Source organism: Mesorhizobium sp. WSM4847, from assembly GCF_055811335.1.
In genome coordinates this window covers 325751-339697 of sequence record NZ_JBVVPY010000006.1, presented here as the reverse complement: position 1 = coordinate 339697, position 13947 = coordinate 325751, and the positions used below count along the sequence as shown (strand labels likewise).

Sequence of the window (13947 nt, the reverse complement as noted above, 5' to 3'; positions counted from 1 at the left end):
TCGGAGGATTTGCTTCCGGTCATGAGATTGGCTCGCGATGAGGAAACCGGCCATATCTGCGACCGTCATGCCCGCCGCATCTGGCGAGATGCAGCTTGTCGGCCGTGCGCTGGCGCGCGAGGGCGGAGCCTTCCACACGATTATCAAAATGCACAACCAGCGACTCTATCGTATCGCCCGCAGCGTCGTCCGCAACGACAGCGAGGCTGAAGACATCGTGCAGGAGGCCTATGTCAGGGCCTTTGCCCAGCTCGGGGATTTTCGCGGCGAATCCTCTCTCGCCACATGGCTGTCGCGCATCGTCATCAACGAGGCGCTTGGGCGTTTGCGCAAAAGGCGGCGAACGGTAGCGATGCCGCAAAATCTACAAGCCGAAATCATCAAGTTCCCCCCTCAATCCCAGCGACGATCCGGAGCGGATGATGGCGCAACGGCAGATCCTCGAGCTTGTCGAACGGGCGACCGATCGCCTTCCCGATGTCTACCGGACAGTATTCGTGGCGCGGGTGATCGAAGGTCTCAGCATAAACGAGACCGCCGAATTGCTTGATGTGCGGCCCGAAACCGTCAAGACCCGGCTGCACCGCGCCCGCGCCCTCGTGCGCAAGGCGCTGGCCGATCAGATCGGCCCGGTGCTGCTCGATGCCTTCCCCTTCGCCGGCCGCCGGTGTGAACGGCTGACCGCCGCGGTGATGCAGCGGCTTGGCTTTACAGACTGATTTTCCCGAATTCCCGGGAACGTTTGCTCCCTTCCGGCATCCAATCATCGTCAACTGAAAATGCCCGGAGCCAACCGCATCCGGCGAAGGAGAACGTCATGTTTATTCGATCGACCACCGCACTGGCCGCGCTTTTCCTGCTCAGCGCAGCGACGTCGGCGCAAGCCTCCGACAAGCCGAGCGACCCGCAGATCGCGCACATCGCCTACACAGCCGGCGTGCTTGACGTCGAGGCGGCCATGCAAGCACTGAAGAAATCGAAGAACAAGGAGATTCTCGATTTCGCCAAAGACATGGTGCGAGACCATGAAGCCGTGAACAAACAGGCGCTTGACCTGGTCAAGAAGCTCAACGTCACGCCAGAGGACAACGCCACCAGCAAGGCGCTAACCAAGGCGGCGGCCGAGGAACGGGCGAAGCTCGCCAAGCTCGACGGCACCGCGTTCGACAAGGCCTATGTCGACAACGAGGTTGCCTATCACAAGCAGGTCAACGGCGCGCTCGAAACTCTGCTGATCCCCTCGGCCGAGAATGCCAAACTGAAGAGCCTGCTGGAGACCGGCCTGAAGCTATTCCAGGGCCATGAACAGCATGCCGAACATGTCGCCGGCATGCTGAAATGAGAACAGCACCGACGGTGTCGAAACGGCATCTGTGGATTGCAATGGCGTTGAGTATTGCTGCCGCACCAGCCAAGGCCGAAACGATTGAGGTGACGATCGAGAAGCTTGTATTTTCGCCCGCAAGCATCGCGGCGCAGGTCGGCGATACGATAGAGTGGGTCAACAAGGACGTGTTCGCCCACACGGCGACCGTCAAAGGCGGCTGGGAGGTGGTTATCCCGCCGAAGACATCAGCGAGCATGGCCCTTCAGAAGGCGGAAGCGTTCGACTATTTCTGCCGCTTCCACCCCAACATGAAAGGCCATCTGACGGTGACGTCGCCCTAGCCATGCCAGCGGGACCGCCCTGCGCGCGCAAGGGCGGTCGGGCGGCGTCAAGCCGCCTGGTAGCGAGGCGCCGGCTCGCCGGTCTGCGTCGCGGCGAACAGGGCGGTGGGGGCGGCGTTTCCCACAGCGCGACGGTCTGGTCGAGGTCCGCCAGGATGCCCATGATCGGCGAACGAAACATGCTGTGCTGACGCCCTCGGAAAAGCGCGATACCAGCAGGCATATGTCGTGTGGGTCGAGGCCAACCGGCGCGTCGAGGCGATTTTGGGGGCGGCCGCGGCCGAAAAGCTGAGGAGCCTCGCCGACGATGTCGCCTCGCAGGACTTTCTCGACGCCTATGTTTCGGGCGCGAAGCCGCCGAGCAGCACCGAATCGTCGGAGTGTTAAAGCGCCGCGCGCCCTTTGGGACGCGCTATGGACGGTCTGATTTTGCGCGACCGGCAACCGCTCGGATGCAGGCGGACGACAATCTGTGCTAAAATAGCGCTATGAAAGCCTGGCTGGAAGCCGCAAAGCGCCGGGCGCGCGACATCAAGCTTGATGTCGTCGCCCTGTGGCTCGCCGCGCGCGACCCTCGGGTGCCCTGGTTTGCGAAGTTCGTTGCCGGGATCGTGGCCGCCTATGCGCTTTCCCCCATCGACCTCATCCCCGACTTCATTCCGGTGCTCGGCTATATCGACGATCTGATCATCGTTCCGCTCGGCGTAGTCCTGGCCATAAGGCTTGTTGCGCCGTCGCTGATGGCCGAATTTAGGGCGCGGGCTGCCGCGCTCGAAAAACAGCCGCAAAGCAGGATGGGGATGTTCATTGTCGTGGCGCTCTGGCTGGCTTTGGCAGCTTTGCTGATCTGGGCGTTCTGGCCCACGCACGCCAAATAGTCCGACCAGGCCTGCACCTGAAGCAGCCTTGCCTGCTGCTAAAACCCAAGTGCCAGCCACGCCGTCCCGGCAAGCAGCGTGACCAGCGTCAGCGGTAGGCCGACCTTGAAGAAGGCGGCGAACGACAGTGGTGTGCCGGAGACCCGCGCGTACTCGGCGACGATCAGATTGGCGACTGAACCGAGCAGCGTGAAATTGCCGGCCAGCGTCGAGCTCATGGCGACGACCAGCCAGGCGCGCTCGGGGTCTTCCAGGCCGGGTATGAACGGCCGCAGCGCCAGCACAGCCGGAACATTGCTCATGATGTTGGACAGCACCGCGGTGAAGCCGGACAGCCGCCAGACGTCGTCCAGCCCGAGGCCTTTTGCCGAGGCTATGATGTCGGGCGTGAGCAGCGTCTTCTCGGCGCCGGCGACGACGATGAACAGGCCGGCGAACATGAACAGCAACGGCCCGTCGATCTCGCGGTAGATGCGCGCCGGCTTTATGGCACGGGTCACGAGAAGAATGGCCCCGCCGATGAGCGCCGCCTTGGCGACCGGAACGCCGGCAAAGAAGGCGATCGCCAGTCCGATGCAGACGACCACCGCCTTGAGTACCTGGCCCGGCAACATGCGGCCGCGATAGACTTCGGGGCTGAGTTCGGCCTTGCGCGCGAACTCGGCGCGATAGACGATGCGCACGATGACGACGACGGCGACGAGGCCGAACAGCGCGACCGGCGCCAGGGCCGCCGAAAAGGCCGGATAGGAAATCCCCGACAGCGCGCCGATGACCATATTCTGCGGGTTGCCGGTGATGGTGGCGACACTGCCGCAATTCGACGCCGTAGCGGTGGCGATCAGATAGGGGACAGGGTTTCGGTTGATGACGCGGGTGACGTGGACGACGATCGGCGCCATGACCAGGCAGATCGCGTCGTTGACCAGAAACGCCGACAGCACCCCGGTCAGCAGCGTCACCATCACAAGCAGCATGAACGGCGCATGCGCATGCTCGATGGCAATGGCGCCGAGCGCACGGAATGCGCCCGAGACTTTCAGATGCGCCACGACGATCATCATGCCGAGCAACAGCGTGATCGTGTCGAAACTGATGGCGCGGTATGCGTCCTCCAGGCTGAGTGCGCCGATGGCGATCATCGCCGCACCGCCGAGCAGCGCGATGCCTGCCCGGTCGAGGCGCAAGCCGGGGAACCTGCCGACGGCGACGCCGGCATAGGTCAGGATCAGGATCAGCAGTGCCGCCGCGCCCATCAAAGTCATTCGTGGAAAAGCCCCGTTCAGATCCGCCCTGCCCCACGCCCTAAGGGCAGCCGGCGCAAGCTGTGATTCCTGCCGCCATACTCACCCGAACTCAATCCGATCGAGCGAGCCTTTTGGCAACATCAAAGATTGATGTGACGCGCGCGCCGTCGAACCATTGGCGCACATCGGCCAACAGACAATCACACGGGCAGAATATCTCGTAAAACGCCGGGTAGGGTTCCGTCAAAAGATGAAAGGTTTGGAAGACGCCCAAGCTCATCGAAATCGTGGGCTCTATCATGCCCTGAACACTCGGCTGACGCGGGGAACAAGCAGCCGATTGCGGAGTTGGAACGGCGGTAGAGGTTTGCCGGTATGAGACCCACTCCCGTGCTGCAGTACATTTATAGGATAATTGCTCGCGACGTTTTTCTCGTGCTTGCGCGTGACGCTCTTTGCGCGGCGTGGCCGCAATGACGCAGCGCGATCGTAACTCCACTTCACCACGGGAAGACAAGAAGGACGGCATAGGGCGAGCACTTGGACTCGGCCTTATCACCGGCGCCGCCGACGACGATTGCTCGGCGATCGGCACCTATGCAAGTGCCGGCGCGCGCTTTGGCCCGGACCTGCTTTGGACCGCTCCTGTAACGCTGCCGATGATGTACACGGTCGTGTATCTCTCGTCGAAGCTTGGACAGGTTTCGGGCCGCGGCCTCTTTCATGCGATCAAGGACTTCTATCCCCGATGGCTGCTCTGGGCTGTCCTGGTGGGCGTGCTGATCGGCAACACGATCGAAGCAGCCGCCGATCTCGGCGGCATGGCTGCATCCATCAACATCTTCCTTCCTGTTCCGATTCCCCTCATTGTGGTTGTAGTCGCGGCCGCTATCTTTGCTCTCCAGCTTTGGGGCTCTTACAAGCTCATACGCAACATCTTCCGCTGGCTCGCGCTGGCCCTGCTTGCCTATGTCGGCTCGGCCATCATGGCGAAGCCGGATGCGGCAGCCGTGCTGTGGGGAACCCTTGTTCCAAAAATCCAGTTCAGCCGCGAGTTCCTGTCCATTCTGGTGGCCATCATCGGCACCACCCTTTCAGCCTATCTCTACACCTGGCAGTCGAATGAGGAGGTGGAGGAAGAGATTGCCGAGGGGAGAACGACGCTGAGGAAGCGCAAGGGCGCCACGGACGGTGAACTGCGCCGCTCCCGCCGCGATATCCTGATCGGCATGATTTTTTCCAACCTCATCATGTACTTCATCATCCTGTCGACAGGGTCTACGCTCTATGAAGCCGGTGAGCACGACGTCGAGACCGCCGCTCAAGCAGCCGAAGCTCTCAAGCCGCTCGCTGGTGCAGCCGCCGGCGTACTGTTCGCTGCCGGCGTGATCGGGGTCGGGTTCCTTGCCGTTCCGGTCATGACGACAGGTGCCGCATACGATCTGGCGCAGGCGGTCGGGTGGGAGCACAGCCTTCATGCCAAGCCGCGTGAGGCGCCAAAGTTCTATATCGCGATCGGCGCCTTCACGCTGATTGCTGTTGGCCTGAATTTCCTGGGTTTCAACCCAATGAAGGCGCTCGTCTGGTCCGGTATCGTGCAGGGCTTTTCCACGCCGCCACTGCTTCTTCTCATCATGCTGATGACGAACAACCCGCGGATCATGGGAGACAAGGTCAACAGCCGGACAACCAACGCCCTGGGGTGGGCTACTACGATCGCAATCTTTTCCGCGTCTATGGGGCTGGTGGCGACCTGGTTTATCTAGGTCACCATTACGCTCGCGCTCATGCCCGGCAATTCGAGCTCACTTTCAATGTGGGGTTGGCAATGAAGAAGTTGGTCTGCACATCTGCCACAGCTACCGCGCTCCCGGCGGCATGGCCAAGTGCGCGTGCTTCTGGAAGATCGCGATCTTGTCGGGATAGGTGATGCGGATCTCGCGTCCGCATCCCTCGCACTTGTAATGGGAAACGACCTGAAACCACCTGCCGTTCTTGATGACGGTGAAGTTGCACTGCGGGCATTGGAAAGTCAGGCCAACAGAGAATAGGCTGGGAGACAGGGACATTGCAGCACTTCTTGTCAGTCCGGCGGATCGACGACGAAGGATGCGGCAATCAAATCGTCGGCATCGATTCTGCCCTTGCCGTCCTCCAGGACTGCTGCGACCTTTCGAAAGGTCTTCAGTTCGTTTTCGGTAATCCGGGCGCCGCGCATCCTCTCAGCGAGGTCAGCCACGCGTATTCGCAGCGCCTGCGACGCTCCAATCTCACGGTTCGACATGGTGATCACATTCCTCGTCGCTCGACTTCCCGCCGCACCTTTCGGCACGGCGGGTCCAGTCGCTTAGCTCATTCGATGACTTTGATGATCTTGCGCGTGCCCGGGTCAACCACAACGGTCCGGTTGTCGACCACCACGTAACGGTATTTTGTGTCGGGGACTTCATGAAGTTCGACGGTTTCGGGCAAGGTTGAGCCGATATTGAGCTCCACTCCAGGGATTTTCACCGATGCCAGCGGCTGCTTTTTGACATATTCCCTGATGACGGTCTCCTGTTCAGGCTCGATGACTACGTCCTGAGCGGCAGCGGCGCCGATACCGGCCAGCAACAGAAACCCAGCGGCTGCAGTGGAAAGACGCATACTCATAAGTGCCTCCTTTATGTGAGCTCTATTATGTGAGCTCTATTGCGCTGAACGGCATCGTCTTCGCGCCAGGTTCACCAAACCTCAGGCAGCCGCAAACGTTCCTTGGTTGGGCTTCGGTCTGATTCGAGACGGGACCTAAGTCTCACCTGTTTTCGCGTAATAGCCCGGACACCGCGCCACCTGGAACTGCGGCTGCTCGTAGCAGTTGCTAGCTGTCAGCTCACGCAAGCCGATGGAGAATGGCGTCCACCAAGCCCGCTGGTTACTCGCCGCGGTCTTCGCCGTCTCCATCACGTTCCTGGCAAACGGTCGTTGGCCAGGGAACCGGCCGGACTTTGACGATTGGACCAAGAACGAACTGAGATCTGCGCAGCTACGTCCCTTCCGCCGCTGATAAGGACCACCCGCCATTCCTCATTTGGCGGGTGGTCCACAATCACGCCCAAGTCCACCCGAGCGAGGCCTGTCAGCGGTTCAAGGTCGCGAGGGCAGCATCACCTCACATCAGGTCTTCGGCAACCCCGTCGAATTTCCTGAGGCCTGCGCTTGGAGGCTTTTGCTCAAGAAGGCCCTGTTCAGATGCGGCCGCCTCGAAAGCAGCGAACGCAGCTTGATGACTGCAATGTCCGGCCAGGCACTCCTCGAACATTCGGATCGCTTCAAGTCGGGACGGCTTATCCATGGATGGCCATGGTTGCTTCAGCGCTTTCGCAGCGTCGGCTATCGACGCGATCGCCATCGCTTTGCCATTCAAGGTGATTGAAATCGGGGTGAACGCCGTCATTTTTAAAGCTCGCCGGGATTGAAGGCGGCTAAACGCAAAGACAAGGCAGTGGTTGATGGTTGTGAATTCAGAGCGCCGCTGTCCGAAACGATCGAGGCTGAACACGCACGTCCGATAGCCTTGATCGTTTCGGCGGCGCCCGCGCTGAAGTCCTGCCTGGATTCGACCGGGAAGCCCCATCGTCCTTAACCGAACTGAAAACCAGCCCAGCAGCAAATACCGTGGAACCTTTCAAAGCCGCATGCCTTGTCCGTTCTTCATGGAAGGAGGTGCGAAATGAGCCTTGACATAGGAAAAGTCGCCATAGCCTTGCTTGGCCTGCTTGCCTACAAGAATAGGGACAAGATCGGCGAGTTAATCGCCGGTAGGAACTCGACAGATGCCAAAAACGCTGGCTCCACCGGCGGGCTCGGCGACATCCTGGAGCGTCTCAGGAATGCGGGTGCGGGCGATCAAGTCGATTCTTGGGTTGGTACAGGATCGAATCGCCCCGTTCAGCGCGACCAAGTCGAGAAAGCGATCGACCCGCAAACGTTGAGCGATCTCGCCGAGCAAACCGGATTGTCCCGCGAGGAACTTCTCGACCGGCTCACAAGTGAACTGCCCGACGCAGTGGACAAGCTTACTCCCGACGGCCAGATGCCTGTGAGTAAAGGTCCAAATCTCCTCGACGAGGCACCTGGAGCTAGTCGCACTTAGCACCAGGCTGAAAATGAAAGCCCGCGCCTCCGGGCGAGGACGCGGGCCGATCAGCGCATCGCCGATACTAGCCCAGAATGGACCCTGAGAATGCTGGCGATCCCGACAGGATTCGAACCTGTGACCATCGGCTTAGAAGGCCGGTGCTCTATCCAGCTGAGCTACGGGACCGCTGGCCGACGCCAAGGCCGGCTAATTTATGCGCTGGGACGGCTGCCCGGCATTTGCCGGTCAATGCGTCCAGGGCGTCCTGCGGTCATAGCGGAAATTCTCCGCATAGGAAATCTGGCGGCGCTTGGATTCCTTCGGCTCCTCGACGCGATAGGCCAGCCCCTCTTTCTCCGCATAGGCCACCGCCTCTTCCCTTGTGTCGAAGGTGAGCCTGATCTGGCTCCGCATGTCAGCCGACGTGGTGTAGCCCATCAGCGGATCGATTTTCTTGCGCATCTCGGGATCGAATTCCAGCACCCAGTGGCCGGTCTTGGCCTTGCCGGACTGCATCGCGGTTTTGGCTGGGCTGAAAATGCGCGCGGACATGAACACCTCGTTACTACGTGCAAGCGGCACCGCCGCTGTATTCCCGTCATTACTGCGCAATGCTGCCGGCGGCAAGGCCGAGCCTGCCGTACCCCTTCACGGCGGGCCACCGACGATAATTGCGCGATGTGACGGCCGTGGACAGGACGACCGAGATCGCGCCGGGCGTTTTCTTCCCGGCGGGGACGTTTTATCCGGGTTAACGGCAGCGTGCCGCTGGACAGCAACCTGGGTGCCTGAGGTGGCGCTGCCGCGAAACCGTTGCGCCGGCCGGCATTTTCGACTCCGCTCTCGACCCGGGCCTGCCGTTTGTTGCGTTTTCGTCTTTTAGGGGTTGCGCAGCCAAGCCCGTAACCCTATACGCCGCCAAGGACTCGGAGTGTAGCGCAGCCTGGTAGCGCATCTGGTTTGGGACCAGAGGGTCGGGAGTTCGAATCTCTCCACTCCGACCATCCATTCACCGGAAATCACCGGCCGTGCTGCCGGCGCACCTGCGCCGGACAGCATCTGCGACTGACGAAGCACCCAAGCGACCAACGGGCAGCCCGGACTTCCCGGGGTGCCCGCCTGAAGCTTGCGAAGCGTCAGCCCTGGATGAACGCCAGGAGATCCGGATTGATGATCTCCGGGTGGGTGGTGCACATGCCGTGCGGCAGGCCCTCGTAGACCTTGAGCGTGCCGTGCCTCACCAGCCCGGCTGCAAGCAGAGCTGAGTCGGCAATCGGTACGATCTGGTCATCATCGCCGTGCATGATCAGGACAGGCACGTCGATCTTCTTCAGGTCCTCCGTGAAGTCGGTCTCGGAAAAAGCCTCGATGCAGTCGTAGTGGGCCTTGGCTCCGCCCATCATGCCCTGGCGCCACCAATTGTCGACGGCCCCTTGCGAAACCTTGGCGCCCTCGCGATTGAAGCCATAGAACGGGCCGGCCGGCACATCCCTGTAGAACTGGGCGCGGTTGGCGACCAAAGCGGCACGGAAGCCGTCGAAGACCTCGATCGGCAGGCCGCCGGGGTTGCTGTCGGTCTTGAGCATGATCGGCGGCACCGCGCCGATCAGCACCGCCTTGGCGACGCGTCCTTCGCCACCGTAGCGGGCCACGTAACGCGCCACCTCGCCGCCGCCGGTCGAATGGCCGATATGGACGGCGTTCTTGAGATCAAGATGCGCGACCAGAGCCGCGACGTCGGCGGCATAGGTGTCCATCTCGTTGCCGGTCGCGGTCTGTGTCGAGCGGCCGTGCCCGCGCCGGTCATGCGCGATGACGCGATAGCCCTTGTCGAGGAAGAACAGCATCTGGTTGTCCCAGTCGTCGGCGCTCAGAGGCCAGCCGTGATGGAACACGATTGGCTGGCCTGTGCCCCAATCCTTGTAGAAAATCTCGGTGCCGTCCTGGGTGGTGAATGTGCTCATCGTCGTGCTCCTTGCTGCAGTTGGCTGGCTTGGTGGGGGGAAGGTTCGTTCCTTCTGTGGACAAGCTATTGCAACGGAGTCATGGTGAGTATTGGCAAAACAGACATTGAACGTGGCAAAACTGACAGATGCATGCGGGGCGTGATCGGGTCGAAATCGGGCTTGTTGTGTATCCCGGCGTTCAGCAAGCGGCAGTTCTCGGTCTGACCGACCTGTTCCAGCTGGCCAACCGGCTGGCTGCCGACCGTTCGCCGGACGCGCTGAGGCTTCGCGTCAGCCATTGGCAGTGGCAGGAAGCGAGCCAAACCGTCATCCGCAGCTTCGACAGCGAGCCCGGCCCCGACAATGGACCTGCCATGGTCATCTTGCCTCCGACCCTGGGCGATCCGATCGCTCGCGAGGCGGCCGCGCCCTATGCCGACTGGCTCAGGGCCCGCCACGCTGCCGGCGCGACGCTCGGCTCGGTCTGCGCCGGCGCCTTCGTGCTTGCCGAGGCCGGTCTGCTGTCGGGTCGTGCGGCGACCACGCACTGGGCCTATCGCGACGCGCTGGCGATGCGCTTTCCCGACATCCTACTCGATGCCGACAAGCTGGTCATCGATGACGGCGACATCATCACCGCCGGCGGCTATATGGCTTGGACCGACCTTGGCCTGAAGCTCGTCGACCGGGTGCTTGGGCCGACCGTGATGATGGACACCGCCCGTTTCATGCTGGTCGACCCGCCGGGACGCGAGCAACGCTTCTACAGCCCCTTTGCACCCAGGCTGAACCATGGCGACGAGGCCATCCTCAAGGTGCAGCACTGGCTCCAGGCGAGAGGCGCTCGCGATGTAACGCTTGCCACCATGGCGGAGCATGCGGCCTTGGAGGAGCGGACTTTTTTGCGCCGCTTTCGCAACGCCACCGGCCTCAAGCCGACCGAGTATTGCCAGCACCTGCGCGTCGGCAAGGCGCGTGAGATGCTGCAAGCGACGACCCGATCCATCGACCAGATCGCCTGGGATGTCGGCTATGACGATCCCGGCTCCTTCCGCAAAGTGTTCGCCAGGATAACCGGCCTGGCGCCGGGCGATTACCGCAGGCGCTTTGGCGCGGAACGAGCGGCGGTGGTGGGCGTAGGGAGTTGAGTTATCATCTCGTTGAAGGCAAGCTCGCCGGGAAGAGAACCCCAACCGCCTCATCTCCCGGCGAGCCTACAACCTGATTTGATACGCATCAGGACCGGGGTTAGCCGGCAAGCTTGCATGTGCAAGAGAGATGCCAGTCAATGTTTCCCGAAATGGGACACCGACCGGAGCTTTTTCCTTCTCTCCTTGTAGTAGAAGGTGGATCGGCGCGCCGCGCCGAGCCGGATGAGGGGTGCTGGAAGAAATGAGGCGCTGGCGATCCTGTCGCAGTGCGCCCGATTTGGACGAGGGTGTTCGCCAAGCTGGAACACCCTCATCCGACCGAGCTTCGCTCGGCCACTTTCTCCCACAATAAGGGGAGAAGGGAAGTTCTCCCACCGCCTAAATCTCGAACTCGCCCTGCCCCTCATCCATGGCGCTGACGGTTTCGGCGGCGAGCGCCCTCGTGATCGGCGTCTTGCGTTCCAGTGCCGTGCGGTCGAGCCGTTCGACCACGCGCATCGCGGTGGCCAGCGAGCGCTCGATGCGGCGCACCAGATATTGCACGACATGCGGCTCGACCTCGACCTGGCGGTCGGCGAACAGTTTGGTGATGACACCGGCCAGCAAGAGATCGTCGGGCTCGTGGATCTCGACCATCGCCGCCGCCTTCAGCCGCGATGCGAGGTCGGGGAGCCTGACACCCCAGGCGGACGGAAAGCGCCGCGCGGTCAAGAGCAAGGTCGAGCCGGCCGCGCGCACCGCGTTGATCAGATGGAACAGCCCCTCTTCATCGACCGGACCGGCATCGACATCGTCGATCAGGGCCGGCCGCGCACCGAGGCTCGCCATGCAGTCGCCGATCCGCCCGGCGTCGACCTTCACTGCGCCGGCGCGGGCGCGCCAGATCGACGCCAGATGGGTTTTTCCACAGCCTGCGGGGCCGGCGAGCACGACCACCGGCGACGGCCAGTCCGGCCACCGATCGACCAGCGCCACCGCCTGGCTGTTGGTGCCTGAGACGACGAGTTCGTCGCGCGAATAGCCGGTTCCGTGGCCGAGATCGAGCGGCAACTGGCGCGGCGGGTCGATCTTGTTGTCCGGCATCTGGCTCAACTGCGCGGCCCACCGCTCCCGCGGCGACGCGCCGGCAGCGGCGGCACAGGTTCGGTGTTGTGGCCCTTGTAGAGCGGCGACTCGAGATAGCGGGCGATGGCAAAGCGCACCAGGACGGCAACGGCGGCCGAGGCCGGCACGGCGATCAGCAGGCCGACGAAGCCGAACAGCGCGCCGAAGGCAAACAGCGAAAACATCAGCCACACCGGATGCAGGCCGACGCTTTTTCCCACCAGCCTCGGCTGCAGGATGTTGCCCTCGATGAACTGGCCGACGAAGAACACGCCGGCCACCGCCGCGACCATGGTCCAGTCCGGCCAGAACTGGACGAAGGCGACGCCGACGGCCAGCACCAGCCCGGTCAGCGAGCCGACATAGGGAATAAAGGAGATCAGCCCGGCGAACAGCCCGATGAGGATGCCGAAATTCAGGCCGGTCAAGGTCAGCCCGGTGGCGTACATGGCGCCCAGCACCAGGCACAGCGTGCCCTGGCCGCGCACAAAGCCGGCGGTGGCGGTGTTGATGTCGTTGGCGATCGCCCTGACGGTCTGGACATAATCGCGCGGCACCCAGCTGTCGACAATCGTCACCATGCGATCCCAGTCGAGCAGCATGTAGAAGGCGACGACGGGCGTGACGACGAACAGGCTGACCACCGAGACCAGCGCCACGCCGGAACTCCAGATCGAGGTGAACACCGTGGTCAGCAGGCCGAAGCCGGAGGTCAGCAGCGAGTTCAACCCTTCGCGCAGGCCATTGGCGTCGACGCCGAATTGCTCTTCCAGCCATCTCGGATCGAAGCTGGTGATCAGGCTCTGCAGCCGGGTCAGGTATTCCGGCAGCTTGCTGGCAAAATCAGCCATCTGCGAAGCCAGCACCGGAATGAGGATGACGAAGGCCAGCACCAGAACGACGATGAAGGCAAACAGGATGACAATCGTCGCCATCAGCCTGGACAGGCCGAGCCGCTGCAGCCGGTCGGCGACCGGGTCGAGAAAGTAGGCGAGCACCATGCCGGCGACGAACGGCAGCAGGATGCCGCTGAAGACATAGAGGAAGACCGCGAGGATGATGGCGCTGATCAGCCAGAAGCGGATTTGGCGCCGAAACACGCCGGACGCGGCCGCATCGGCAGCGGCAGCTTCGGCTGCCGCGTCGATGTTCTGGTCAGGTATCCGGTTTGGAGCCTTCGCCATAGCCGCTCATATGCCTCAGCCAAGCCACGAGATAGGCCGCGGCCGAAGCCACGGTCAAGACCCCGGACAGCAATATGAGCACCGGCCTGAGCGGATCGAGATCGATGGCGAGGGCCAGTTCGCCCAGCACCACCGCCGCCAGCCCGATCTGGACGGCGGTGTTGGCCTTCGACACGAACAGCGGCTTCATCTCGACCGGGTGGGCCATGACGGTGGACAAAACGACGGCGCAGACGATCAGCGCATCGCGCGACACCATGGTGACGACCAGCCACAGCGGCAATTCACCGATGAAACCCAGCACCACGAACACCGAGACCAGCAGCAATTTGTCGGCCATCGGATCGAGATAGGCGCCAAGCTGCGAAAACTGGTTGAAATGGCGGGCGATGAAGCCGTCGACGCCGTCGGAAATGCCGGCGATCAGGAAGCCGGCGAAAGCCCAGTCCCAGCGCCCCTGCAGCATGGCCAGCACCACGCCCGGCACCAGCACGAAACGCATGATCGTGATCATGTTGGGGATGTTCAAACGCATGTCCCGTCGCTTCTGTTTTGATGATACATGATAGAGATGAGAGGCTACGGCAAGTGAGAGCGACGCAGATGCTGCCAATCTCCGCTCGTGGGGAGAGATTGGCTATCTTCAAGG

17 protein-coding genes, 2 tRNA genes and 1 pseudogene are annotated in these 13947 nt (G+C 62.1%); 9 read left to right on the top strand and 11 right to left on the bottom strand.

Translation table 11 applies throughout. The features are described 5' to 3' along the window. Window positions 1-67 precede the first annotated feature (67 nt). The 5 genes and pseudogenes from AC0L28_RS11660 to AC0L28_RS11640 all read left to right on the top strand — a co-directional run bounded on the left by AC0L28_RS11660 (window position 68) and on the right by AC0L28_RS11640 (window position 2546). Window positions 68-719: pseudogene (locus AC0L28_RS11660) on the top strand (RNA polymerase sigma factor). 98 nt (window positions 720-817) lie between these two features. Beyond that, window positions 818-1342, top strand: coding sequence for a DUF4142 domain-containing protein (locus AC0L28_RS11655; protein ID WP_473477469.1), 525 nt, complete (start codon window positions 818-820; stop codon window positions 1340-1342). Then, window positions 1339-1668: a cupredoxin domain-containing protein gene (locus AC0L28_RS11650; protein ID WP_473477467.1), complete on the top strand. Its 330-nt coding sequence runs from the start codon at window positions 1339-1341 to the stop codon at window positions 1666-1668. The genes AC0L28_RS11655 and AC0L28_RS11650 overlap by 4 nt, the downstream gene beginning before the upstream one ends. 228 nt (window positions 1669-1896) lie before the next feature. After that, window positions 1897-2055, top strand: coding sequence for a hypothetical protein (locus AC0L28_RS11645; RefSeq protein WP_473477464.1), 159 nt, complete (start codon window positions 1897-1899; stop codon window positions 2053-2055). A 101-nt stretch (window positions 2056-2156) separates the two neighbouring features. Continuing rightward, window positions 2157-2546, top strand: a complete 390-nt coding sequence (locus AC0L28_RS11640; protein WP_023800629.1) for a YkvA family protein — start codon at window positions 2157-2159, stop codon at window positions 2544-2546. A gap of 38 nt (window positions 2547-2584) precedes the next feature. Here AC0L28_RS11640 and AC0L28_RS11635 read toward each other — a convergent pair whose 3' ends face one another. Next, complete coding sequence (locus AC0L28_RS11635) at window positions 2585-3811, bottom strand: anion transporter (protein ID WP_023800630.1); 1227 nt, start codon at window positions 3809-3811, stop codon at window positions 2585-2587. Window positions 3812-4266: 455 nt separating this feature from the next. Between AC0L28_RS11635 and AC0L28_RS11630 the strand changes: the two genes are divergently transcribed. Beyond that, window positions 4267-5559: an Nramp family divalent metal transporter gene (locus tag AC0L28_RS11630; RefSeq protein WP_023800631.1), complete on the top strand. Its 1293-nt coding sequence runs from the start codon at window positions 4267-4269 to the stop codon at window positions 5557-5559. A gap of 93 nt (window positions 5560-5652) precedes the next feature. Here the strand turns inward: AC0L28_RS11630 and AC0L28_RS11625 are convergent, their stop codons facing one another. The 4 genes from AC0L28_RS11625 to AC0L28_RS11610 form a co-directional block, all read right to left on the bottom strand. Beyond that, window positions 5653-5862 (bottom strand): hypothetical protein, encoded by a 210-nt coding sequence (locus AC0L28_RS11625; protein ID WP_023800632.1) that lies wholly within the window; start codon window positions 5860-5862, stop codon window positions 5653-5655. Window positions 5863-5876: 14 nt separating this feature from the next. Then, window positions 5877-6077, bottom strand: coding sequence for a hypothetical protein (locus tag AC0L28_RS11620; RefSeq protein WP_023800633.1), 201 nt, complete (start codon window positions 6075-6077; stop codon window positions 5877-5879). A gap of 68 nt (window positions 6078-6145) precedes the next feature. Further along, entirely contained in the window at window positions 6146-6445 is a 300-nt protein-coding gene (locus AC0L28_RS11615) for a DUF1236 domain-containing protein (protein ID WP_023800634.1), read from the bottom strand. 499 nt (window positions 6446-6944) lie between these two features. Beyond that, window positions 6945-7334 carry a DUF982 domain-containing protein gene (locus tag AC0L28_RS11610; RefSeq protein WP_473477460.1) on the bottom strand — a complete coding sequence of 130 codons (390 nt, stop codon included), beginning with the start codon at window positions 7332-7334 and terminating at the stop codon, window positions 6945-6947. 171 nt (window positions 7335-7505) lie between these two features. Between AC0L28_RS11610 and AC0L28_RS11605 the strand changes: the two genes are divergently transcribed. Next, window positions 7506-7928, top strand: a complete 423-nt coding sequence (locus AC0L28_RS11605) for a YidB family protein (protein WP_023800637.1) — start codon at window positions 7506-7508, stop codon at window positions 7926-7928. A 94-nt stretch (window positions 7929-8022) separates the two neighbouring features. Here AC0L28_RS11605 and AC0L28_RS11600 read toward each other — a convergent pair. Then, window positions 8023-8099: transfer RNA gene (locus tag AC0L28_RS11600), tRNA-Arg, on the bottom strand. 60 nt (window positions 8100-8159) lie between these two features. Next, entirely contained in the window at window positions 8160-8465 is a 306-nt protein-coding gene (locus tag AC0L28_RS11595; RefSeq protein WP_023800638.1) for an ETC complex I subunit, read from the bottom strand. A gap of 375 nt (window positions 8466-8840) precedes the next feature. Here AC0L28_RS11595 and AC0L28_RS11590 point away from each other — a divergent pair. Then, a tRNA-Pro gene (locus tag AC0L28_RS11590) sits at window positions 8841-8917 on the top strand. Between the two features lie 132 nt (window positions 8918-9049). On the opposite strand, the gene AC0L28_RS11585 is transcribed toward AC0L28_RS11590, so the two are convergent. Beyond that, window positions 9050-9877, bottom strand: coding sequence for an alpha/beta fold hydrolase (locus AC0L28_RS11585; protein ID WP_473477458.1), 828 nt, complete (start codon window positions 9875-9877; stop codon window positions 9050-9052). Window positions 9878-10005: 128 nt separating this feature from the next. On the opposite strand from AC0L28_RS11585, the gene AC0L28_RS11580 reads away from it, so the two are divergent. Further along, window positions 10006-11007: a GlxA family transcriptional regulator gene (locus AC0L28_RS11580; RefSeq protein WP_027152617.1), complete on the top strand. Its 1002-nt coding sequence runs from the start codon at window positions 10006-10008 to the stop codon at window positions 11005-11007. A gap of 381 nt (window positions 11008-11388) precedes the next feature. On the opposite strand, the gene hdaA is transcribed toward AC0L28_RS11580, so the two are convergent. The 3 genes from hdaA to AC0L28_RS11565 are packed head-to-tail and all read right to left on the bottom strand — an operon-like array spanning window position 11389 to window position 13827. Next, entirely contained in the window at window positions 11389-12093 is a 705-nt protein-coding gene (gene hdaA, locus AC0L28_RS11575) for a DnaA regulatory inactivator HdaA (protein WP_023800641.1), read from the bottom strand. A gap of 5 nt (window positions 12094-12098) precedes the next feature. Next, on the bottom strand, window positions 12099-13298 hold the full coding sequence (locus AC0L28_RS11570) for an AI-2E family transporter (protein WP_128169217.1): 1200 nt from the start codon (window positions 13296-13298) through the stop codon (window positions 12099-12101). Next, window positions 13270-13827 carry a CDP-alcohol phosphatidyltransferase family protein gene (locus AC0L28_RS11565; RefSeq protein WP_473477512.1) on the bottom strand — a complete coding sequence of 186 codons (558 nt, stop codon included), beginning with the start codon at window positions 13825-13827 and terminating at the stop codon, window positions 13270-13272. Before AC0L28_RS11565 ends, AC0L28_RS11570 begins: the two co-directional genes overlap by 29 nt. Window positions 13828-13947: the final 120 nt, after the last annotated feature.